The 23138-nt window shown below is 59.0% G+C and carries 14 protein-coding genes; 4 read left to right on the top strand and 10 right to left on the bottom strand.

All coding sequences use genetic code 11. The features are described from left to right. Positions 1–91 precede the first annotated feature (91 nt). From CKW31_RS05785 to mnmC, 7 genes are all read right to left on the bottom strand, one after another. Positions 92–1294 carry an osmoprotectant NAGGN system M42 family peptidase gene (locus tag CKW31_RS05785; RefSeq protein ID WP_095093443.1) on the bottom strand — a complete coding sequence of 401 codons (1203 nt, stop codon included), beginning with the start codon at positions 1292–1294 and terminating at the stop codon, positions 92–94. Between the two features lie 95 nt (positions 1295–1389). Then, positions 1390–3138, bottom strand: coding sequence for an N-acetylglutaminylglutamine synthetase (gene ngg, locus CKW31_RS05780; protein WP_095093442.1), 1749 nt, complete (start codon positions 3136–3138; stop codon positions 1390–1392). A 4-nt stretch (positions 3139–3142) separates the two neighbouring features. After that, entirely contained in the window at positions 3143–4915 is a 1773-nt protein-coding gene (locus CKW31_RS05775; RefSeq protein ID WP_095093441.1) for an N-acetylglutaminylglutamine amidotransferase, read from the bottom strand. 442 nt (positions 4916–5357) lie between these two features. Beyond that, entirely contained in the window at positions 5358–6437 is a 1080-nt protein-coding gene (locus CKW31_RS05770) for a lipocalin-like domain-containing protein (RefSeq protein WP_176469790.1), read from the bottom strand. After that, a complete protein-coding gene (locus CKW31_RS05765; protein ID WP_095093439.1) occupies positions 6421–8901 on the bottom strand; it encodes an ABC transporter permease in 2481 nt (826 codons plus the stop codon). The genes CKW31_RS05770 and CKW31_RS05765 overlap by 17 nt, the downstream gene beginning before the upstream one ends. Before the next feature lies 1 nt (position 8902). Further along, positions 8903–9571, bottom strand: a complete 669-nt coding sequence (locus CKW31_RS05760; RefSeq protein ID WP_095093438.1) for an ABC transporter ATP-binding protein — start codon at positions 9569–9571, stop codon at positions 8903–8905. A gap of 266 nt (positions 9572–9837) precedes the next feature. Then, positions 9838–11814 carry a bifunctional tRNA (5-methylaminomethyl-2-thiouridine)(34)-methyltransferase MnmD/FAD-dependent 5-carboxymethylaminomethyl-2-thiouridine(34) oxidoreductase MnmC gene (mnmC, locus tag CKW31_RS05755; RefSeq protein WP_095093619.1) on the bottom strand — a complete coding sequence of 659 codons (1977 nt, stop codon included), beginning with the start codon at positions 11812–11814 and terminating at the stop codon, positions 9838–9840. A gap of 260 nt (positions 11815–12074) precedes the next feature. Here mnmC and CKW31_RS05750 point away from each other — a divergent pair, with 260 nt between their 5' ends. After that, the gene (locus CKW31_RS05750; protein ID WP_095093437.1) at positions 12075–16808 is read left to right on the top strand and encodes a dermonecrotic toxin domain-containing protein; all 4734 of its coding nucleotides are present in this window, start codon (positions 12075–12077) and stop codon (positions 16806–16808) included. A 218-nt stretch (positions 16809–17026) separates the two neighbouring features. Beyond that, positions 17027–18523 carry a polyphosphate:AMP phosphotransferase gene (gene pap / locus CKW31_RS05745; RefSeq protein WP_095093436.1) on the top strand — a complete coding sequence of 499 codons (1497 nt, stop codon included), beginning with the start codon at positions 17027–17029 and terminating at the stop codon, positions 18521–18523. Positions 18524–18696: 173 nt separating this feature from the next. Here pap and CKW31_RS05740 read toward each other — a convergent pair whose 3' ends face one another. The 3 genes from CKW31_RS05740 to CKW31_RS05730 all read right to left on the bottom strand — a co-directional run bounded on the left by CKW31_RS05740 (position 18697) and on the right by CKW31_RS05730 (position 20083). Beyond that, complete coding sequence (locus CKW31_RS05740) at positions 18697–18891, bottom strand: hypothetical protein (RefSeq protein WP_095093435.1); 195 nt, start codon at positions 18889–18891, stop codon at positions 18697–18699. 192 nt (positions 18892–19083) lie between these two features. Further along, on the bottom strand, positions 19084–19485 hold the full coding sequence (locus CKW31_RS05735) for a YbaN family protein (RefSeq protein ID WP_095093434.1): 402 nt from the start codon (positions 19483–19485) through the stop codon (positions 19084–19086). Between the two features lie 10 nt (positions 19486–19495). Further along, a complete protein-coding gene (locus tag CKW31_RS05730) occupies positions 19496–20083 on the bottom strand; it encodes a YecA family protein (protein WP_027900056.1) in 588 nt (195 codons plus the stop codon). Positions 20084–20270: 187 nt separating this feature from the next. On the opposite strand from CKW31_RS05730, the gene recQ reads away from it, so the two are divergent. Both recQ and CKW31_RS05720 read left to right on the top strand, forming a co-directional pair. After that, entirely contained in the window at positions 20271–22400 is a 2130-nt protein-coding gene (gene recQ, locus CKW31_RS05725; RefSeq protein ID WP_095093433.1) for a DNA helicase RecQ, read from the top strand. Between the two features lie 302 nt (positions 22401–22702). Next, the gene (locus tag CKW31_RS05720) at positions 22703–23137 is read left to right on the top strand and encodes a MarR family transcriptional regulator (RefSeq protein ID WP_095093432.1); all 435 of its coding nucleotides are present in this window, start codon (positions 22703–22705) and stop codon (positions 23135–23137) included. The last annotated feature ends 1 nt before the right edge of the window (position 23138 follow it).

The following is a 23138-nucleotide window of genomic DNA, read 5'->3' as shown; positions in this document are numbered from 1 at the left end:
ATAAGGCTGGACGCGATTCACTTAAGATCGCGTCCAGCCTTATCGCGGGCAAGCACCGCTCCCACAGGGCGAATTCCAAGCCGGGTATTTGCTACTCCACCTCTTCCCGATTCTGCCCTACGAGACTGTCCACACTCGGCACGCGGGTGTCGGTTTCCATCTGCGCATCGTGCTCGATCTGATGGCTGAAGCGCTCCAGCGAAGATTGCGCGGGTTGGGCATCGCTGGCGAAGACCGGCGGGCTGAGCATGTAGGCGCCCAGCAAACGGCTAAGTGCCGCAAGGCTGTCGATGTGAGTGCGCTCATAACCGTGGGTGGCGTCGCAACCAAACGCGAGCAGGGCGGTACGGATATCATGGCCGGCGGTGACTGCCGAATGGGCATCGCTGAAGTAGTAGCGGAACATGTCGCGACGCACCGGCAGTTCATTTTCGCTGCCCAGGCGCAGCAGGTGGCGGGACAGGTGATAGTCGTAAGGGCCGCCGGAATCCTGCATGGCCACGCTCACCGCATGTTCACTGGAGTGCTGGCCAGGGGCGACCGGGGCGATATCGATGCCAACGAACTCACTCACATCCCAAGGCAGTACGCCTGCAGCGCCGGTGCCGGTTTCCTCGGTAATCGTGAACAGCGGATGGCAATCGATCTGCGGCTCGGCGCCACTCTCGACGATGGCCTTGAGCGCTGCCAGCAATGCGGCGACACCGGCTTTATCGTCCAGATGGCGGGCGCTGATATGGCCGCTTTCAGTGAACTCAGGCAACGGGTCGAAAGCCACGAAGTCACCGATGCCAACGCCCAGGGATTCGCAATCAGCTTTGGTGGTGCTGTAGGCATCGAGGCGCAGTTCGACATGATCCCAACTGATTGGCATTTCATCGACCGCAGTATTGAACGCGTGACCGGACGCCATCAGCGGCAGCACGCTACCGCGAATCACGCCGTGATCAGTGAACACGCTGACGCGGCTGCCCTCGGCAAAGCGGCTCGACCAGCAGCCAATCGGCGCCAGTGACAGGCGGCCGTTGTCTTTGACCTCACGCACGGCTGCGCCAATGGTGTCCAGATGCGCGGAAACGGCGCGGTCAGGGCTGTTCTGCTTGCCTTTTAACGTGGCGCGAATAGTCCCGCGTCGTGTCAGTTCGAAGGGGATACCCAGTTCCTCAAGACGCTCGGCGACATAGCGCACGATGGTGTCGGTGAAGCCGGTAGGGCTTGGGATCGCGAGCATTTCCAACAGGACTTTCTGCAGGTAGTTCAGATCCGGCTCGGGGATTTTTTTTGCAGTGGTCATTTGAGCTCCTTCGGAGCAGCTGCAAGTTATTAGCCGCAAGCTACAAGCTGGACCGGGTCCGCTTTTGGCTTGCAGCTCGAGGCTTGAGGCTGCTCTCAGCTATGTGCAGGCAAACTGTGCGGGAACAGCAGGTCAACGAATTTCTCTGCCGTCGGTTGCGGTTCGTGGTTGGCGAGGCCGACGCGTTCGTTGGCCTCGATGAATACGTACTCGGGCTGATCGGCGGCAGGGACCATCAGGTCCAGGCCTACCACCGGAATGTCCAGAGCGCGAGCGGCACGGATCGCTGCGTCGCTGAGTACGGGGTGCAGAATCGACGTTACATCTTCCAGGCAGCCTCCAGTGTGCAGGTTGGCAGTCCGGCGTACGGCCAGGCGTTCGTCCATGGGCAGTACGCTGCTGAATTCGTAACCGGCGTCGCGCACCGTGCGTTCGGTTTCTTCATCCACGGGGATCTTGCTTTCGCCACTGGTGGCAGCAGCGCGGCGACGGCTCTGGGCTTCGATCAGTTGACCAATCGTGTGGCGACCATCGCCCACCACTTCTGCAGGGCGGCGAATGGCCGCTGCGACTACTTCAAAACCAATCACGACAATGCGCAGATCCAGACCTTCGTGGAAGCTTTCCAGAATCACCCGCGTGTCGAACTGCCTGGCGCGTTCGATGGCGCCGTGCATTTCTTCGGGAGTGCGCAAGTTGACTGCAACGCCTTGGCCTTGTTCGCCATCCAGCGGTTTGACGACGATCTGCTGGTGTTCCTCAAGAAACGCTAGATCAGCTTCTTCGTCACCGGCCCGTTGCTGAGCGGGCAGCTTCAAACCTGCGGCTTTCAGGGCCTTGTGGGTCAGGCTCTTGTCCTGACACAACGTCATGCTGACTGCGCTGGTCAGGTCGCTCAGGGATTCCCGGCAGCGAATCCTGCGTCCGCCATAAGCCAGCGTGAACAAGCCCGCTTCTGCATCATCGACTTGCACTTCAATACCGCGACGATGAGCTTCTTCGACAATGATCCGCGCATACGGGTTGAAATCCGCCTGCGGGCCTGGGCCGAGGAAGAGGACTTCGTTGATACCGTTTTTGCGCTTGATGGCGAAGGTGGGCAAATTACGGAAGCCGAGCTTGGCGTACAGCGCTTTGGCTTGATGGTTGTCATGCAGCACCGACAAGTCCAGATAACTCAGGCCACGGCTCATGAAATGCTCAACCAGGTGACGTACCAACACTTCCCCAACACCAGGGCGTGTGCATTGTGGATCAACCGCCAGACACCAAAGGCTGCTGCCGTTTTCCGGGTCGTGGAATGCTTTGTGGTGATTGAGGCCCATGACGCTGCCGATCACCGCATTGGTCGTTTCGTCTTCCGCCAGCCAGTACACCGGACCGCCCTGGTGACGCGGGGTCAGCAGCTCCGGATCGATGGGCAGCATCCCGCGAGCGATGTATAGATTATTGATCGCCTGCCAGTCAGCACTGTTCTGCGCGCGACGAATCCTGAAGCCACGAAATACTCGCTGCGCAGGACGGTAATCGCTGAACCACAGGCGCAACGTATCCGACGGATCGAGAAACAGCTGCTGTGGTGATTGAGCCAGTACCTGCTGCGGCGCAGCCACATACAACGCGATATCACGCTCGCCGGGTTTCTCGTTGAGCAGTTCGTGAGCGAGCGCCGCCGGATCGGGATAAGTATGACCGATCAGCAATCGCCCCCAGCCGCAATGCAGAGCAAGCGGCTTGGCTTCAGTGTCGCTGCCGTCTTCGGCAAAGCGCGCCTGAAGACGTTCATAGGAGGGCGACTGACCGCGCAGCAGGCGCTGGCTGTACGTCGTCGAATGCTGTTTCATCTAATCAGAGTCCTTGTTCGCTGAGCCACAGGTTCAGCGCCGCCAACTGCCACAACTTCGAGCCGCGCAGAGGAGTCAGTTGACCTTCCGGGTTGGTCAACAGTTTGTCGATCATGGCTGGATTGAACAGGCCGCGATCCTGGCTTGGGTCTACCAGCAAGTCGCGCACCCAGCCCAATGTTGCCCCTTCAAGATGCTTGAGGCCCGGAACCGGGAAATAGCCTTTTTTACGGTCGATCACTTCCGACGGAATGACCAGACGCGCAGCTTCTTTCAACACCTGCTTGCCACCATCGGGCAGCTTGAATTTGCCGGGAATACGCGCCGACAGTTCAACAAGGCGATAGTCGAGGAACGGCGTACGCGCTTCCAGGCCCCAGGCCATGGTCATGTTGTCGACGCGCTTGACCGGGTCATCAACCAGCATGATCGTGCTGTCCAGACGCAGCGCCTTGTCCACAGCAGCGTCAGCGCCCGGCTGTGCGAAATGCTCGCGGACGAAGTCGCCGGCGGCGTCATTGGCAGTCAGCCACTTGGGCTGAACAGTCGCTGCATATTCGTCGTAGCTACGGTCAACAAAGGCATCGCGATAGGCAGCAACCGGGTCGGCTGCGCCATCCACCTGCGGATACCAGTGATAACCGGCGAACAGCTCGTCTGCACCCTGACCGCTTTGCACCACTTTGCAGTGCTTGGCCACTTCTCGGGACAGCAGGTAGAACGCGATGCAGTCATGGCTGACCATCGGCTCGCTCATGGCGCGGAACGCCGCAGGCAATTGCTCGATGATCTCGTGTTCCTGAATGCGCAACTGATGGTGGTTGGTGCCGTAATGCTTGGCGATCAGGTCCGAATATTGAAACTCGTCACCACGTTCGCCGCCTGCATCCTGGAAACCGATGGAAAAGGTCGACAGGTTTTCGACGCCGACTTCACGCAGCAATCCAACCAGCATGCTCGAATCGACACCGCCGGAGAGCAGCACGCCGACATCCACCGCAGCACGTTGACGAATCGCAACGGCTTCGCGGGTGCTGTCGAGCACACGATCACGCCAGTCTTCCAGAGTGAGGTTGGTCTCGTCAGCGTGCGGGCCATAAGGCAGACGCCACCAGACTTTCTGCTCGGTCTTGCCATGGGCGTCAATGCGCATCCAGCTGGCAGGCGCGAGTTTTTCCACACCGGCAAGCAATGTGCGCGGAGCAGGGACCACAGCGTGGAAGTTCAGGTAATGATTGAGCGCCACCGGGTCGAGCATGCCGCTGATGTCGCCGCCCTTGAGCAGCGCAGGCAGCGTAGAGGCGAAACGCAGACGTTTGTCGGTGCGAGAAAAATACAGCGGCTTGACGCCGAGACGGTCGCGAGCGATGAACAGCTCTTGTTTGTCGCGATTCCAGATCGCGAACGCGAACATACCGTTGAGTTTAGGCAGCAGATCGACGCCCCAGGCGTGATAGCCCTTGAGCAACACTTCGGTGTCGCCATCGGAGTGGAACTGATAACCCAGGCCTTGCAGCTCGGTACGCAGTTCCGGGTAGTTGTACACCGCGCCGTTGAAGGCCATGGACAAGCCAAGGTGGCTGTCGATCATCGGCTGCGCCGAACCGTCCGAAAGGTCCATGATTTTCAGGCGACGATGACCAAGGGCAATCGGCCCCTGGCTATGAAACCCCCACGCATCCGGGCCGCGAGGCGCCAGCTCATGGGTAATGCGTTCAACAGCGGCTAGGTCCGCTGGTTGATGGTCAAAACGTAGTTCACCTGCTAATCCGCACATAAGTCCTTACCGGTTTTCCGTTGGGGAGGAGGCTGAGAAAATGCAGCCACCCATGAACTGACCCATGGGAAACGGGGGAGTTTTAGATCAATCGGTTATAAGCAGGTGTTGGCTACCTGAATATCTGCAGAAGCCGAGCTCATCTGAGCCCTCACACTAACGGGTAGGAGCGAACTTGTTTGCGAGGGCGGTGTGCCTGAATCACCGCGTGAAGCCTCTCGCGAACAAGTTCGCTCCTACCGTTGATTAGTCGCATCGCTTTATTGGCTGCCACTCAAGGCGTTCGCAGGTCCATCCGCTGGAGGCACACACCCACATGCGCGGAACCGCAATCCGGTAGGAGCGAACTTGTTCGCGAGGGCGGTGTGCCTGAATCACCGCGTGAAGCTTCTCGCGAACAAGTTCGCTCCTACCATTGATTAGTCTTCTTGAAAGCGAGGGATCAATATCCGGTCATCTCCAGATAACCCACGCCCTTATGACTGCCACTCAAGGTAATCGGCCCTTCCCAGTAGGGGATCTGCAAATCCATCCAGGCCTTGGGGTTCAGCGCTTCGGTAATGATCTCCAGACCCTTGCCGGGAATCTTTACCGACCAGCGGGTCGGCATGTCGTGGCCTGCAACGCGGGTATTGGCCAATGGCGACAGGCTGATGTCTTTGGCGGTCAGCAACTGAGTGCTGCCGTCAGCGTTGATCCATGTGCCCGTCAGATACGGCTCACCCTGTTTCTGGCGCATGCGATACAGCATCAGTTCTTCGCCGCTGTCCAGGTGCACCGAGAACCAGTCCCAGCCGGTCTGGTTCGCGGTCAGCGGCTGGCTGCTCCATTCGCGATCCAGCCACGCAGGGCCGCTGACTTGATAGCGTTTGCCAGCAATGGTCAGTTCGCCCTCGGCCTGAAAGTACGGCTGGCTGTAATAGTAAGAAGCCTGGCCCTGCTCGGATTTCTGACTGAAACCCTGTGTGCCTTGCAGGACCAGCGGTTTGCTGGACGTCAGGTGAAGTTGATAAGCGAACTGCGTCCCCGTGGCCTGGAGTTGCATGTCGGCCAGCGGGTCTGCTGTGGGCGAAGTGCTGTGCAGCTTCCAGTCGTCTATCCACGCTGAAAATGGCGCGAGCGTCACGCCGGCCTGCTCGATGCCTCCTCGGGCATAACGCTCTGCCGCGTAATGTTGCGTGGCCGAAGTCACGGCGGCATGCCCCATCCAGATCGTGCCGTCGTTCCAGCCGGAGCCCTGACTGCCAGCCTCCAAAGCATTGCGGAACAGCGTCCATTGCACGCCGAAATTCTGCCCTTGCTCGTCTTTGAGATTGGCCGTGATGTACCACCACTCAATACGGAATCCCGGGTGCGGGCCATGATCCGCCGGGAAGGTGAACTCACGGCCTGGTGTGACCGGGGTGAACTGTTCGGCGTGATTACCCATCCCGGCGAACCCCTGCTCGGATTCGGCAGGTTTATCGCAGCCAGCAAGGGCCAGCAGAATCAGCAGGAGCAAGAGATTAGTTTTCACTGGCAAACGTCCTCAGCAGATCGGCCGGGCGAGTGCGGGATAGCTTCCACAGCGGCCACGCAGAGGCGAGCAGGGTGGCAAGCAGTGCCAGCGCTGCCAGTTGCAGCAACTGAGCCGGGAAGATATGCAGCGGCAAGCGCCAGCCAAAGGCTTGCACGTTGATCACTGCATCCAGACACCACGCCAGTAACAAGCCCAACGGCAACGCCAGGACCAGCGTCAGTACAGCTAGCAACCACGTCTGGCCGAGGTTGAGCAGCATCAACTGACTTCGCGTTATACCCAGCGCCCACAGGGGCGCCAGTTGGCCGAGCCGGCTTTGACTCTGGGTCAGCAGGCTGATGAACAACGCAATGCCCGCCACGGCCAGCGTCAGGCTGTTGAGGGCGGCGGTGGCGGCAAAAGTGCGCTCGAAAATCTGCTTGGACCAGCCTTTGAGCTGGCTCTGATCGATGATGTGGTTATCGTCCAGGGCGAAGCGCTGTTGCAGGTCGCTGACCAGCGCAGGCACTGCGGCCGGATCGATGCGCAGATTGAAGCGGTTGGCAGCCAGTTGCGGCCAGTGGCGCAACAAGCGTTCGGCGTTGACCAGCAAGTGGCCCTTGGGATTGCCGTAGTCGGCATAAATACCCACGATGCGCGGCGTCCATTGGCCAGCCGGCACTGGAATGGTCAGACTTTCGCCAACGCTCAGCTTGAGACGACGGGCCAGTTGCTCGCTGATCATCACGCTATCAGTCTGCACCAGTTGATCCCATGGATCGCCACTGGCGGACTCCAGCAGCGGCCAGTGCTCACGGTAGGTTGGATGATCCATCACGCCGAACAGGTCGGCTGGCCAGCCTTGCAGCTGGGTCGACACCTGCCGGTTAGGCAGCACGGCGCTGACGTTGGGCTGTTGCATAAGCCAGGCCTGCATTTCAGGGGCTTGGGCCGCGTTTTGCGGCGTGACGTACAACTCGGCGGTCAGCCGTTGTTCAAGCCAGTTGCCGAAGGTTTGCCGAAACCCGGACGTCATGCTCCCCGCGCCGATGTTCGCCGCCAGCGCCAGGAGTAACGCCATCAGCGCCAGACTGAGCGCTGGTAGTTGCTGACGGCAATCAGCCAGAAACCATTGGCCCAACACTGAACGGCTGCGCCCCAGCAAGGTATTGAGCAGACCATTGAGCAGCACCGGCAAACCCAGAGCCGCAGATAGCAACAGACTGCCCGTCAAGACGAAACCTGCGGCGAGGCTGTCGCCGATCAGCAGCGCAGCCAGTGCAACAATTGCCGCGCCGCCAGCCACCCAGCCTTGGCGGCGCAGCCAGCGACTGTGGGCCTGATGCCAGGCCTGTGGACTGGCCAGCGCGAGCAACGGCAAACGCGCCGCGCGCAGCAGACTGTTAGCCCCGGCCAGCAATGCACCCAATACACTCAAGCCAAGACCGCCCAGCCACCAGATCGGGCTCAGGCTCAGTTGGCCTGCGACTTCCGCGCCATACAAACCGCGCAGGCTGGCAGCGACATCGGGCAGCAACAGACTCGCCAACAGATAACCGCTGGCAATCCCGAGCAGCCCGCCAAGCAAGGCCAGAACCCCTAATTCCATGGCGAGCGCTGCAATCAGCATTCTGGCGCTGACCCCGCAGGCGCGCAGGTTGCGCAACAGTCCGCGCCGCTGCTCCAGTGCCAGGCCGATGGCCGCATGCACGATGAACAGACCGACGATGAAGGCCAGCACGCCCAGAGCGTTGAGGTTCAGATGGAAGCTTTCGGTGAGGCGCGTCAGATTGTTCTCTTCGCCGCTTTTCTTCAGTTGAAGCACACCGTTCAATTCCGGTGGCAACACAGGATTGCTCGCGGCGAAGTCTTTGGGCAGCAGCAGACGCGACACTTGATCAGGCATTTGCAGCAGTGGCTGAGCGAAGCCGATATCCGTGAGCAACACGCCGGGTGCCATATCGACTCGACTGTGCAGCGGTGGCAGGCGCTGGCCGTTGCTGGTCAGAGGTTGTTGCCCTTCATTGAGGCCCAGCGCCTGCAGCGTCTGGGTCGCGATCCAGGTCTGGCCGGGCGGAGTGAGGAAGTCGACGATTCCGTTCAGGTCCAGAGTCTGTCCGGCCACTGCTGTACCGCTGGGCAATGACACCGGTTCGATGCCCATCAGTTGCACACGGCGGTCTTCCAGCCCTTGAAGAAGGATTCGGCCCTGTACCACGGGCGATACCGGCCAACCTTCGCGGCGCAGGCTGATAAACACATCTTGCGAGAACGCCGCGTTGTTGGCGGTGGCCAGACTGCTTTGTGGTTCGCCGCCGATCAGTTGGCTGGCCTGGGCATAGCTCTGCCGAGCCTGACTATTGAGCGCCTGGACACCGGTCAGTAGCGCCGTTGCGAGCCAAAGCCCTGTCAATACACTGAAAAATTGCACCGGGTGACGTCGCCAGTGGCTAAGCAGGGCGCGCAGTGTCCAGTAGAAAACCCGCACCTCAGCGATCGCTCTCGGTTGCCAGGCGGCCGTGATGCAGGATCACTTTGTGAGTCAGACGCTCGGCAACCCGCGGGCTGTGGGTGACCATTAACAGACTGGTCGAGCTGTCCGCCAGCAGGTCCAGGAGTAGTTGCAGGACTTCATCGCTGGTGGCTTCATCGAGGTTGCCGGTGGGTTCGTCGGCCAGCAGCAAACCGGGTCGCGATGCCAGCGCCCGGCCAATGGCTACCCGCTGCTGTTGGCCGCCCGATAATTGCTCCGGATAGCGCTTGAGCAGATCCCCGAGACCCAGCCGCTCCACCAGTTGTGCCTGCCATTGCGGCTCATAACGCCCAGCCAGCCGCGCCTGAAACGCCAGGTTGTCCTCAACCTTGAGGCTGCCGATCAGGTTGAACTGCTGGAACACCAGGCCGATTTCCGTGCGGCGCCAGTTGGCCAGTTGTGATTCATTCATGCGGTCCAGACGCTGCCCTGCAATCTCGATCTGCCCTTCGTCAGCCTGATCAAGGCCTGCCACCAGATGCAGCAAGGTGCTCTTGCCGCTCCCGGATTCCCCCATCAAGGCCAGGCTGCTGCCGTTCTGCAAAACCAGATCCACCCCGCGCAACACCGCCAGAGGGCCTTGCGCAGTGGCGTAGCTCTTGAAGACGTTTTTTACCTCAAGCATGGGCTACTCGATTGGTGGGGTTGGAAGGGGGAGGATAGCAACAAGTTGTGTGGCAGACCGCATTCCCTGGGCGGGAGACTTCACATTGGCCTGCATGCTCAAAGGAGACTCTATATTTGCCCGAAAGTTGATTGACGACGTGGGACCGGCTTTAGCCGGGAAGGCACTAGTTCTGCACATGAAGATTCAGCGTCTTTCCCGGCCTCTTCCCGGCTGAAGCCGATCCCACGTCATGAACTGCCCCACAACAGCACCCTGAGAAGCCCTTACTTCCCGCGAATCAACTCCCGCAGCATGAAGCGGTTCGGATGGCAGGCTTCGGCCACGCTGCGGGGTAGCGGCAGCGGTTCATCGTCTAGCCAGGCAGCGAGCAGTTCGGCGCAGAGGGGCGCGGTGATCAGGCCGCGGGAACCGTGGCCGCTGTTGATGTACAGACCGTCCAGCCAGGGGCAGGGCGCTTCGGGAGTCTGTCGGGCGTCCTTGCTCAGTGCGGCATAGGACCGGACAAACGCGTCCTTGTCTGCCAGTGGTCCGATAATCGGTAGATAGTCCGGGCTGGTACAGCGAAAGGCTGCCCGGCCCTGCAACTGTTCTGTAGGCAAACGGGCGACGTCGAGACGCTCACTCAAATCCGCAGAGATCTCCTGCAACAGTTGCAGGTTGCCCAAGTGATCAGATGTGCTCGGACTCAAATCCTCATTGGTGAAATCGAAACTGGCCCCCAGCGTATGTTCACCCAGTCGTGCCGGAGCGACATAGCCTTCGGCGCACACCACCGTGCTCAGCGTCCTGCTGGCCTCAGTCTGCGCCAGACGCGTGATCTGTCCGCGAATACGCTTGAGCGGTAGCCCGGCACTCAAAGGGAATTGCTTGATATCCGCCGCACCCGCAAGGACCACGACCTCGGCGTGATCCAGCAATACATCGCCATCCCAGGCTTGCCACTGGCCGGACTCTCGACGCAACTCGACGACATTGTGATGAAGTTGCACGCGAACATTCGGATGACCTACGTGCGCACGACACAGCGCAGGCGGATGCACCCAGCCGCCTTCAGGAAAGAACAGGCCGCCGTTGTCGAGGCGCACACCGCTACGAGCTTCGGCCGCCGACTTGTCCAGGAGATGCAGTAACTCCTCAGGAAATGCAGCGGCCAGTTGCGCCTGACGCTGGGCCTCCTTGTCGTTGAAAGCCAGTTGCAGAACGCCGCAAGCATCCCAATCGACGCCCCTCTGCAGGCGCTCCAGCATACGGCGGGTATAACCAAAACCGCTGAGGATCAATTGCGACAACGCCGTGCCGTGGGCCGACAATTTCAGATAAAGCACGCCTTGCGGATTACCCGACGCTTCCTGTGCAAGGTCGCTGTGGCGCTCTATCAACGTCACTCGCCAGCCCCGTGAGGCAAGGCTTGCGGCCGTGGTGCAACCGGCCATGCCGCCGCCAATCACAATCGCTTTGCGTTCGCCGGTGAGTGGTGCAGGGCGGGCGAACCACGGCTTAATCATCGGGACGGGCGTTGCAGCTTCCGGCCAGCCAAGAAAGGTGCCGCGCAACACTTCCCACTTGTGGCCGATGCCCGGCACACGCTTCATTTTGAAACCTGCAGCGTTCAGAGCGCGACGGACCCAACCGGTGCTGGTGAAGGTGCCGATGGTCGAGTTGGGCGCAGCCAGTCGGGCCAGTTCTGCGAACAGCTCGGGCGTCCACATCTCCGGATTTTTTGCCGGGGCAAAGCCATCGAGAAACCATGCATCGATCTGCGCATCCAGTTGCGGCAGCATGTTCAGCACGTCGCCAATCAGCAGGGTCAGCGTCACGCGTCCGCCGTCGAATACCAGACGCTGAAAACCTTCGTGCACGGCGACATATTGCTCTAGCAGCGGGCCTGAAAAGGGCGAAAGCTCCGGCCAGAGGTTCAACGTACGGTGCAGGTCTGACTGGCTGAGGGGGAATTTCTCGACGCTGACAAAATGCAGTCTCGCCGAGGCGGGCGCACACTCGGCGAACAGCTGCCAGGCACAGAGAAAATTCAGTCCGGTACCAAAACCCGTCTCGCCAATCACCAGCCGACCGTCTTCCGACAATGCGCTGAAACGATCGCGCAGGTCGTTTTGCACCAGAAAAACGTGTCGGGTTTCTTCAAGGCCCGCTCCGGTCGCGAAGTAGACGTCGGAAAACTCTCGGGAGTGGGGGTTGCCCTGATCGTCCCAGTCGATCTGGGCATGGCGGGTGATGGTCACAGTCTGGCTCGGCTTGTGTGCGGGGGCGTGCATCTTAGCTCAGCAAGCACTGGACCTGTGCAGACTGTGCAGGCACTGCCGAAGGCTGCGATCGTGGCAGGTCAGGTTGAACGCTTCGCAGCCTTTGGCAGCTCCTGCAAGGACTGGGTTTACTGCATGACTGGGCATGTATCGAGAAATCAACCCCGGTATTAACTATCTACCCCCTCCAGCGCTGTAGAAACTGATCACTTGTAGACTTCTTTCATAGGAGTTTAGCAATGAACCCGACTGTCATTCAGACCCAACAGAACCTCGTCAAAAGCACCTTGCCGTCCTGGTACATCTACACCACCGCGGAGCTGCGCGAGCGGCTGCGTCGCGACATGTTGCGCAGTCACCATTTGCGAAGCCAGGTACGAAAGGCATTGAGCGGCATGCAGGACCTCATCACATTCGCAAGGCCGCGCTTGGCCAAAGCGCTGACGCAGGCGTTCGGGCCGGGGCTGGACATTGATCGTGATCACTTTCGCCATGTCCGTTTTGCAGACAGCATATGGCCCCTGCCGAGCAAGTTGGTGGAGCGCAGTTTTACCGTGCAGTCATTGCTGGAGGCGGCGCTGCAGAACTTTCATCAAGAGGAAGTCGACGAGGTCACGGCTGACTCGGTGATTTATCAGGGCCAACCCAATCTGGCGACTTTTGCGGCGGGCACCAGCTTTCCCCATCCGCTGAAAGTTAGCCCGGCGAAATTCATGGCGTTATGTCGAGCGCTGGACCTGGGCGGCCAATATCAGGCCCATCTGAAGAGCGTGCTGGAGCCGGTCGCCAGCGAGCTTCCAGCAGACGCGTTGAGCGGTGCGCAGATTAAGCATGTGCTCAGTCATCAGGTACGCAATGCGTTTTATGTCGAGGCGCATGTTGCGCACATGTTGGGCAGTGACGTGCTCTCCCACAATGCTTATCGTTCGATCCTGGCGGCGAGCGGCCATTGGGCTGAAAAAGGCCGGAGCGAGGCGGTGGACGTTCAGCGTCTGACCCTGCTGGGGTTCGCCGTACGCGACGTATTGGTATTCCAGCCCCGCAACCTGAACGGCTGCGTGGTGTATGTGCCCGGCGACCCGGTTGCGCCACTCAAGGAATACGACTCGTTGGACCAGTTCATGAAAGAACTGCGCAAAAAGCTGAGAAACGTCAGGTATCAGCAGTTTTTCGCTGGCTTGATTGCCCAGCGCCGCAGGGCTGAATTCCTGGTCAAACTCCGTGCCTGCCTGACGCCTATGCGCGAACGTCCTGTGCCAGGCGACACAGGGTTGATTCCCAGGCAGTGGAGAGTCCCCGAGGTGGACGAAAATGCTGACTTGAGACTGGCCACGGAAATCATCCCTTATTCGCTGCTTGAGTACTTTCATTTCCAGCGAATGCTGCGCATCAAGGACGATGCCCGGGTATTGGCCGTGCCTACCAGTGATGAGGACGAAGCTTCACGCAGAGCGCGCCTGGCTCACTATCTGGCGACCGGCATGAACGTGGTCAATCTGGCTGCGCTGTTTGTGCCGGTGTTGGGTGAGGTAATGATGATGGTGGCCGGTGCGCAACTCCTGGTAGATACCTTTCAGGGCGTTGAAGCCTGGGCTCAGGGCGACATGGACGAGGCTCTCGAACATTTGACCAGTGTCGCGCAAAACCTGGCGATGCTTGCGGTGTTTGCCGCTGCCGGTAAAGCCGCTTCTCCGGGGGAATTGCCAGCCATCAAAGACTCGGCGTTTGTGGGCAGGATGATCCCGGTCAGGCTGGAAAATGGTCAGATGCGATTGTGGTCACCGGATCTTGCTCCCTTCGCCACCGATGTGACGCTGCCGCAGGGCATGAAGCCCGGTGCTGAAGGGGTATTCGATCACCAAGGGGTGAAATACATCGGGCTGCAGGGCCGGTTTTATCGTATTGAGCTGGACACGGCACTCAACAGATGGCGGATCAAGGCACCCCGCACGAGCCGTTTCTCTCCGAGACTTGAGCACAACGGTGCGGGGGCCTGGAGGCATGAAGGTGAGAATCCTCTGAGCTGGGACATCAAAACCTCATTCAAGCGCCTGGGCTATTCCGTTGCATCGCTTTCTGATCAGGCGGTGGAGGGCATACTTGCGGTAACAGGGACTGACAAGAACTTGCTCGCAACGCTGCACCTGGAATCTCTACCACCGCCCTCCGCGCTGACTGACGCTATAGAAAGGTTCGGGTTGGATGAGCAAGTGTCGCAGTTGCCCGACGGTAACGCCGAACTGCAGTTTGATCGCCTGAATCAGTTACGTGAGACCAGCACTGATCCGCTGATACAACTCATAAAACGAGACTTTCCAGGCATGACGTGCGCAGCCGCGCGTGAACTATTGAGCGAAGCCAGTACCGAGCAATTGGCGAGCCTGAAAACGACACAATCCCTTCCGCTGAATCTCGTGGGCAGGGCGCGGGGTTACTTGCATCAGACGCGTATCAATCAAGCACTCGAAGGCTTTTATCTGAAGTCCAAGGCCGCCAGTCCCGACACGCTGAAACTGTCATTGCACGGTCTGGAACATCTGCCTGGATGGCCGAAGAACCTGCGTATCGAACTGCGCGATGGTGCGTTCGGTGGGGCGCTGCTCGACGGTATCGGTGAGCGCTCGGCGACTCAACGTAGGGTGCTGATCAAGCAGGGTGATCTTTACACGCCATGTGATATGGCGGGAAAGAAGCTCGCCCCTCAAGATGACTTTTTCGCATCTGTGCTGAACGCGCTGCCTGGCGACAGCGTGCGCGACCTTGGCATTAATGACCCCGTCGCGCTGCGCAAGCAGATTGTCAGGGATGCAACCAGCCAGCGCAGAAGGGTCGCGAAGACGCTGGGCCTTCAGGAAATCTCTCCCGGGTTTCGAGGCCCGACACGTCTGGCGGATCGTCGTTTTGGCTACGCGTTGAGCGGTCGCGGCACGGCGTTACCCGATTTGCCGACAGTCTCCGATGGGGTGATTGCTGCTCTGAGCGAGTTGTATCCTGAGTCTCCGGGTATTGCGATGCATGCACAGAACCTGATGTTTCGAGGATGGAGTAACGCGCAGATACTGGAGATGACCCAGGCCCGATTGCAATCCTGGGAAATGCTGCGCAGTGCGCTGGAAGGATGGGTGAACCCGGTCGGGCCAGGCCCCTCGATCAGCAGCCAACGCTTTGCGGTCCGCCAGGCCATGGCCGAAGCAATCGGACGCGCCTGGCGCTTCAGTGATTCGATGTCGCCGATGCACTCAAGCAATCTACTGTTTGAAAACCTCGACCTTACGGGCTTTTCAGATATGCCCGAGTTGCCCGCTCATTACGCTGAAATCCATTACCTGACCCTGAACAGGGTTACCGGCGGAGTCGAAGATGTAAATCGCTTGCTGGGACGTTTTTCCCACGTCAGGCGGCTTGAAATACTCGGCGGTGGCTTGACTGAGCTACCGGAAGGCCTGACGGGGATGCGGGAATTGTCTCACCTGTCACTGGAAGGCATGGGACTGACCATCGAACAGCAATCCATGGACCTGCTCATGAGAATTCAAACCCTGAACGAGCTGGATCTGTCCGGTAACGTGCTGGGAGAGATTACTGATGTGAACCGGCTTCGGGTCTCGATGCTTTGGCTTAATGATACGGGATTGACTCAGTGGCCATCCTGGATTGAAGACCTGCCGTTGCAGTCGCTGGATATCAGCGACAACCAGATAGTGCATTTGCCCGATCACATCCTGGACAACAGCATGGGGCAGCCGTCGCAACTGGTCATACATGCTTATGACAACCCCATCGACCATGAAGACTTGCGCAGATTCTGGATCAATGATCGGGGCTACGATATGACCTATCGCCTTGAGTGCGACTTTCCGGAGGACATCCGTGATCTGATCGTGGATACCACCACCAGCGATGACGAGTCCTCGTCGGATGATGGTGTAGCCTGGCATACCCATAACGCTGGTCACACACCGCTGGCTCCGCCTTTGCCGGAACTCGAAATATGGCTGGTTGACGGGCGGACTGAGCTGAATTCCCGGTTGGGTATCGCCTGGCATCAGCTGGAAGAGGCAGGCGATGCCCCTCATCTGTTGGTGTTACTGCAACGCCTTCGAGAGACTCCAGACTTCCAGCGTTTCCGCGAAGAGCTGGCCAATGACGTGATGAGGGTGCTTGAAGCGGCGGCGGAGAACCCGGCACTGCGCGCTGAGCTGGAAGTCATGGCCAATGACCGTCTGTTTGGTGCCGACCAGACCTGTGAAGACGGCGCGAGACTCATTTTCAGCGACATCCAGGTTGCGGTGTATGCCCGGAGTGCGTTGGAGGGGGTGTCAGAGGCGCAGCATACCGAAACTCTGTTCCGGGTCATGCGGGGTCTCTTTCGCCTGAATGAGGTGCAGACGATCGCCGATCTGGAAATCGCCGGTCGAGAAGCCAACGGCGTTTATGTCGACCATGCCGAAGTGCGCATGGCCTATCGAATCGGTCTGGCTCAGGATCTGAATTTGCCCGGGCAGCCCTTGAGCATGACCTGGGGGCGACTGGCGTCAGTGGACCGACAGGCAATTCTCACCGCTCGCCGGCGGGTGCTGGAGCACGAAAACGGTGATGAGTTCATCAACTATGCACTGGCTGACCGTCGCTGGAACGAGCGCCTGCGTGCCGAGCACCAAGCGGATCTGGCGCGAGTGACGGCGTCAATCAAGGAACAGATGAACGCCCTTGAGGAGCACCCGCCAGTAGATGCCGCCGAGGAATTGCGCCGCCGTACCGAGATCAATGTCCGCCTCATGGCGGCCCAGATGACGACCGATCTGGAAACCTTGGGCCGGGCAACTGTCGAGCTTGAAGAACTGACGGCCAACCCGCCCATTGATAACGATGAGTACGACCGACAGGGCCGGGCCTTGATTGCCAGCCTGAACGCGGCCGAGAAGGCCTTGCTGGAGCAGTTGACCAACAACATGCGCCAGCAGTGGTTCTGATTCATTGATCCATCTCCGGCAACTTTGCCGGGGGTGGATTAGTCTGAGGTTTGCCGGCGATTACATATCTCGTTGTTGTGGGAGCCGGGCTTGCCCGCGATACAGGCGCTGCGGTCTATCAGGCAGGCCGCGTCATCGTTCATCGCGAGCAAGCTCGGCTCCTACAGGGGGATCGTCGTTGCAGATGCTTATGTGGGTTTAGGCTAGAGGAGTCATGCATGTTCGAATCCGCTGAAATCGGTCACGCCATCGCCAAGGAAACCTACGACGCTGAAGTACCCGCTTTGCGCGAAGCATTGCTGGAAGCGCAATACGATCTTCATGAACAGGGCAAACGCCAGATCATCGTGCTGATCAATGGCATTGAGGGCGCGGGCAAGGGCGAGACGGTCAAGCTCTTGAATGAATGGATGGACCCGCGGTTCATCGAAGTACGCACCTTTGATCAGCAAACCGATGAAGAACTGGCACATCCCGCCGCGTGGCGTTATTGGCGGCAATTGCCAGCCAAGGGCCGGATGGGGATTTTCTTCGGTAACTGGTACAGCCAGATGCTGCAAAGCCGCGTTCACGGATTATTCAAGGACGCGGTACTCGATCAGGCCATCAACGGCTCGGAACGCCTGGAGAAAATGCTCACCGATGAAGGCGCGTTGATTTTCAAATTCTGGTTTCATCTGTCAAAGAAACAGATGAAGTCGCGCCTCAAGCAGCTCAAGGATGATCCGCTGCACAGCTGGCGCATCAGCCCGCTGGATTGGCAACAATCTAAAACTTACGACAAGTTCGTTCGATACGGCGAGCGCGTGTTGCGTCGCACCAGCCGCGAGTATGCGCCGTGGCATGTGATTGAAGGCGTTGATCCGTATTACCGCAGCCTGACCGTGGGTCGCTTGCTGCTTGAGGGTATGCAGGCAGCCTTGAGTGTTCCCGGGAATAAGCCACAACCCTTGAACATCGGACCATTGGCGCCTGTTCATGACGATGTGACCCTGTTGGGCAGCCTCGACATGAGCTTGAGTCTGGACAAGGACGATTACGAGGAGCAGCTGATCACCGAGCAGGCGCGACTGTCAGGCAACATTCGCGACAAGCGCATGCGCAAACATGCGCTGGTCGCGGTGTTCGAAGGCAATGACGCGGCCGGAAAGGGCGGCGCAATTCGTCGCGTAGCCGCGGCACTCGATCCGCGCCAGTACAACATCGTGCCTATTGCGGCACCTAGCGAAGATGAGCGCGCCCAGCCTTACCTCTGGCGCTTCTGGCGGCAGATTCCGGCAAGGGGCAAGTTCACTGTGTTCGATCGTTCCTGGTATGGCCGGGTACTGGTGGAGCGCGTGGAGGGTTTCTGCAGCGAGACCGACTGGTTACGAGCCTATGGCGAGATCAATGACTTCGAAGAGCAATTGACCGATGCCGGCATCGTCGTGGTCAAGTTCTGGCTGGCCATCGATGATAAAACCCAGCTGGAGCGATTCAAGGCCCGGGAGAAGATTCCGTTCAAGCGCCACAAGATCACCGACGAAGACTGGCGCAACCGCGAAAAATGGCCACAGTACCGTCAGGCAGTGGGGGATATGGTGGACCGCACCAGCACCGAAATCGCACCCTGGACTCTGGTTGAAGCCAATGACAAACGCTGGGCACGTGTAAAGGTGTTGCGCACGTTGAATGAGGCGCTGGAAGCAGCGTTCGCCCGGGACAAGAAAAAGTAGTCGTTGATGCTGAGAGGTAACTCAACCGTGGGACCGGCCTTAGCCGGGAAGGGCCTGGCGAATTTGCTACATCCTTATCGTCAGAAATGCAGCCTTCCCGGCTAAAGCCGGTCCCACGTCATCTAAAACCTGTCAGATCTTGCAGGCTCCGAAAGAGGTGTACCTCGCCACGGTTACCCTTGAAGCGTCTGTGATTCATCACTCCGGTAACGGGCCACTTCAAATACGGGCAGGTAACCGGTTTCGATGACATCTATGTGTTGCTTATCGGGAATGCTCTGAATCAAATCGGCCAACGGAATGGCCTGCCCTTGAACACTGGCTACCGCCAGCACGACGGCACCGTAGAGCGGGGTCAAATCGCGCATGAATACTTCTCCCTAAGTAAGTCTGTTCTTGTTTGCCAAAAAACTGACGATTGAGCGTTTAAAACCGTATCAGGTTTGTAACATCACAGCTAAGAACAACTTTGGGAGTTGCCAAGACGTTTTTCTCATAACCCTTATACCGAAAAAAAACCGTGATGTCGGACGGGGGCGAGGGGATAACGTGGCCTTGACTCAAGCTTTGTGCAGCGTCTTCTGCCGCAGGATATAAACCGTGACCAATACCGCACAGGCCACCATAAATACTCTTGCCCAGATGAAAGAGACGAGATAACAGGAAAACCCGATGCTGATCCACATCGTGACTATTGCGTAAACCTTACCCTTGAGCGGAATACCGTTACCTTCCAGGTACCCACGAATCCACGGGCCCAGTCGCTTATGATTGACCAGCCAGTTATAGAAACGTGGAGAGCTGCGAGCAAAGCACGCGGCGGCAAGCAGTAGAAAAGGCGTGGTGGGCATGATCGGCAGGAAAATCCCGATCACACCCAGCACCACGCTTGTCCAGCCAACGCCAAGAAAGGCATAGCGCACGAACCGATTACGACTCGTGCGTGGTGAGGCCTGCGCCATAGGCGCAGACTCAGTGGTGGCGGGGTTTGAGGATTGCCGGCTTCTCATCCGGCGCCTGGCACAGCAGGTACAGCGCCGTCAGGGCTTCCGGGATCTGCACGATCATGTCGTCCATCAGATTGGCATCTGCGGCGATATCGGAGAACTCAGGCTGCTCATCGAACAGACCCGAGCCGACCATGATCGGCAACAGCATTTCGCTGACCTCTTCCTCGGCGGTTTCGAACCAGGCGCTTTCACGCAGGAACACACCTTCCATGAAGCCAATGCACCAGCCGCGCAGATCGGAATCGTCCGGCTCGTCGCCCAGATCCAGATCGCATGGCAGTTCAAATTCTTCGTCCGAAGCCAGTTGACGCGCGATGTGCGCCTGCAACTGAATCAGCGTGCCTTCGATTTCTTCGCGCTGGGCGTCATCGGCGTAATGGGGTGGCTCGGAGAACAGCGCATCGATCCACTCGCGCTCGGGCACGCTTTCAGCACAGATCGAAAGGGCGGTCAGGTAGCCATGAGCGGCCACGTAGTCCAGTGCCTCGTCATGCAGTTCATCTGCATCGAGGAAGACTTGCAGGCGGTTGAGTTGCTCAGCGAAGGACATTGACAGGCTACCTTGAAAATAAACGATGCTGAATTCTAGGCCCTGAGCGTCCCGGGCGCCAGCGCGGAGGTAGACGCATTACGCTATAGCTTAATTTCGACCGCTTATATCCATGCCCCCCCTTGCCTGTGACACGTCGGGTATACTGCCGCGCTTTAGCAGTGCAGCAGGACATTCTGGGGTTTTTATGCTCGAACAGGCGCAACGCGTACTTAAAGACATCTTCGGCTATGACAGCTTCCGTGGTCGCCAGGGTGCCATTATTGAACGCGTGGCCAGCGGTGGTGATGCGCTGGTATTGATGCCCACTGGCGGCGGCAAGTCACTGTGCTTCCAGGTGCCCGGCCTGTTGCGTGACGGCCTTGCGGTCGTGGTATCCCCGTTAATCGCCTTGATGGACGATCAGGTCGCGACCCTCGAAGAGCTGGGCGTCTCGGCGGCGGCGCTGAACTCGACCTTGAACGCAGATCAGCAGCGCGAACTGGCCAACCGGATTCGTCTGGGCGAAATCAAGATGCTGTATCTGGCACCGGAGCGTCTGGTCCAGCCGCGCATGTTGGCGTTTTTGCAGAATCTGCAGATTGCCCTGTTTGCCATCGATGAAGCTCACTGCGTATCCCAGTGGGGCCATGACTTCCGCCCTGAATACCTGCAACTGGGCCAATTGGCCGAACTGTTCCCCGATGTACCGCGTATTGCCCTGACTGCCACGGCAGACAAGCGTACCCGCGAGGAAATCGTTACCCGCCTGCATCTGCAGAACGCCGAGCGTTTCCTGTCCAGCTTCGACCGGCCGAACATTTTTTATCGCATCGTGCCCAAGGAGGCACCGCGCAAGCAGCTGTTGGCGTTTTTGTCCGAGCGCCGCAGCGATGCCGGTATCGTCTATTGTCTGTCGCGCAAGAAAGTGGATGAAGTCGCCGCCTTTCTTTGTGAAAACGGTTATCCGGCGCTGCCATATCACGCTGGTCTTCCGTCCGAGACCCGTGCCGCCAACCAGAAGCGCTTCCTTAATGAGGAAGGCCTGATCATGGTTGCGACCATCGCCTTCGGCATGGGCATCGACAAACCCAACGTGCGTTTTGTTGCGCACATGGATTTGCCCAAGTCGCTCGAGGCGTATTACCAGGAAACCGGTCGGGCGGGGCGCGATGGTTTGCCCGCCGATGCGTGGATGGCCTACGGCCTGCAAGACGTGCTGATGCTCAAGCAGATGCTGCAAAACTCCGAGGGCGACGAACGGCACAAGCGTCTGGAGCATCATAAGCTGGATGCCATGTTGGCGCTTTGCGAAGAAACCCGCTGCCGCCGTCAGACGCTGCTGGCTTATTTCGACGAAGATATGCCTCAACCGTGCGGTCATTGCGATAACTGTGTTGATGGCGTACAGACCTGGGATGCCACGGAGCCTGCACGTCAGGCTTTATCGGCGATCTATCGCACCGGCCAGCGTTATGGCGTGGGTCATCTGGTCGATGTGCTGCTGGGTAAGTCCACCGAGAAGGTGCAGAGCTTTGGTCATCAACACCTCTCGGTATTTGGCGTCGGCAAGGCGCGCGCCGAGGGCGAGTGGCGTTCGTTGTTCCGCCAGCTGGTTGCCCGCGGGCTGGCTGATATCGATCTGGAAGGCTACGGCGGCCTGCGTCTGAGTGACACCTGTCGCCCACTGTTGCGGGGCGAGGTGACGCTGGAGTTGCGTCGCGATCTGAAACCGCAAACCGCCGCAAAAAGCAGCTCCGGCAGCCCGGCCAGTCAACTGGTGCGGGGTGAAGAGCGCGAGCAGTGGGAAGCGTTGCGCGCTCTGCGGCGCAAGCTGGCCGAAGAGCACGGCGTACCGCCTTACGTTATTTTCCCGGATTCGACCTTGCTGGAAATGCTGCGCAGCAAACCGGAAACCATGTCTGACATGGCCCAGGTCAGCGGGGTCGGTGCACGCAAGCTGGAGCGTTACGGCGAGGCCTTCCTTGAAGTGTTGGGCGGTGCAGCGCAAGCGCCGAAAGTCGTGGCCGATGTGCGCCACGAACTCATCAGTCTGGCCCGTGCCGGTATGACCCCTGCGCAGATTGCCGGTCAGTTGCAGTGCACCGAGAAGAATGTCTACACCATGCTGGCCGAAGCGATCGGCAAGCAGCAGCTTTCGCTGGAGCAGGCACTGGATTTGCCGGAAGACTTGCTCAGCGAAATCCAGGATGCATTCCTGGATGGCGAGGGCGAGTTACCTCCGGTAGCCGCCATCGCCGAACAGTTCACCGGGCGCGTGCCCGAGGGTGTTCTGTATTGCGTGCGCGCTGCGTTGCAGGCTGAATTCGAGGTTTGACTTTCTAAGCAGTTACAGCCCGGTGACGCCAGCTTGAATGGGAACCCTGCCTATTTGGGAGCACTGCGTTTCAGGACGTGGGACCGGCTTTAGTCGGGAAAGGGACGGTACGGTCGCAGCATATTTGCCGTCTGCTAGACAGTCTTCCCGGCTAAAGCCGGTCCCACGACACAGATGCCGCTACACAGTACCCCCCACGCAGGTAGCAGATCTCCCATTCATCTACTTACAACCCCTCACTTGCCTCAATCCTGACGTCATGGTTAGCTGACTAATAATTAGTATCGACCACGAGTTTTTCTATGCCAATGACAGATGAACATCGCTTCGGTATGCAGCTGGCCCATATGTCCCGAGGCTGGCGTGCGGAGCTGGATCGGCGCCTTGCCGATCTGGGGTTATCCCAGGCGCGCTGGTTGGTGCTGCTGCATCTCGCCCGTTTCAAGGAACCGCCAACACAGCGCGAACTGGCGCAGAGTGTGGGTGTTGAAGGTCCGACCCTCGCACGCCTGCTCGACAGCCTTGAAGCACAGAGCCTGGTTCAGCGCCATGCAGTGGCTGAAGACCGCCGGGCCAAGAAAATCGTCCTGTGCGACACCGCCTGGCCTTTGATCCAGAAGATCGAAGCCATCGCCACGGCACTGCGGGTCGAGCTGTTTGCGGGTATCGATGAAGAGGAGCTGCGGGTTTGCATGCGCGTCCATACGCGAATCCTTGCAAACCTCGAAAGATCCTGAG

The sequence above is a fragment of the Pseudomonas sp. Irchel 3A5 genome (assembly GCF_900187575.1).
GTDB classification, from domain to species: Bacteria; Pseudomonadota; Gammaproteobacteria; order Pseudomonadales; family Pseudomonadaceae; genus Aquipseudomonas; species Aquipseudomonas folii.
This window is presented reverse-complemented; position numbering and strand designations above follow the sequence as displayed.

What these genes read in the sequence shown, in the direction of transcription:
- CKW31_RS05785 (WP_095093443.1), bottom strand. Translation starts at nt 1,294, where the DNA reads ATGACCACTGCAAAAAAAATCCCCGAGCCGGATCTGAACTACCTGCAG.
- ngg (WP_095093442.1), bottom strand. Translation starts at nt 3,138, where the DNA reads ATGAAACAGCATTCGACGACGTACAGCCAGCGCCTGCTGCGCGGTCAG.
- CKW31_RS05775 (WP_095093441.1), bottom strand. Translation starts at nt 4,915, where the DNA reads ATGTGCGGATTAGCAGGTGAACTACGTTTTGACCATCAACCAGCGGAC.
- CKW31_RS05760 (WP_095093438.1), bottom strand. Translation starts at nt 9,571, where the DNA reads ATGCTTGAGGTAAAAAACGTCTTCAAGAGCTACGCCACTGCGCAAGGC.
- CKW31_RS05750 (WP_095093437.1), top strand. Translation starts at nt 12,075, where the DNA reads ATGAACCCGACTGTCATTCAGACCCAACAGAACCTCGTCAAAAGCACC.
- pap (WP_095093436.1), top strand. Translation starts at nt 17,027, where the DNA reads ATGTTCGAATCCGCTGAAATCGGTCACGCCATCGCCAAGGAAACCTAC.
- CKW31_RS05740 (WP_095093435.1), bottom strand. Translation starts at nt 18,891, where the DNA reads ATGCGCGATTTGACCCCGCTCTACGGTGCCGTCGTGCTGGCGGTAGCC.
- CKW31_RS05735 (WP_095093434.1), bottom strand. Translation starts at nt 19,485, where the DNA reads ATGGCGCAGGCCTCACCACGCACGAGTCGTAATCGGTTCGTGCGCTAT.
- CKW31_RS05730 (WP_027900056.1), bottom strand. Translation starts at nt 20,083, where the DNA reads ATGTCCTTCGCTGAGCAACTCAACCGCCTGCAAGTCTTCCTCGATGCA.
- recQ (WP_095093433.1), top strand. Translation starts at nt 20,271, where the DNA reads ATGCTCGAACAGGCGCAACGCGTACTTAAAGACATCTTCGGCTATGAC.
- CKW31_RS05720 (WP_095093432.1), top strand. Translation starts at nt 22,703, where the DNA reads ATGCCAATGACAGATGAACATCGCTTCGGTATGCAGCTGGCCCATATG.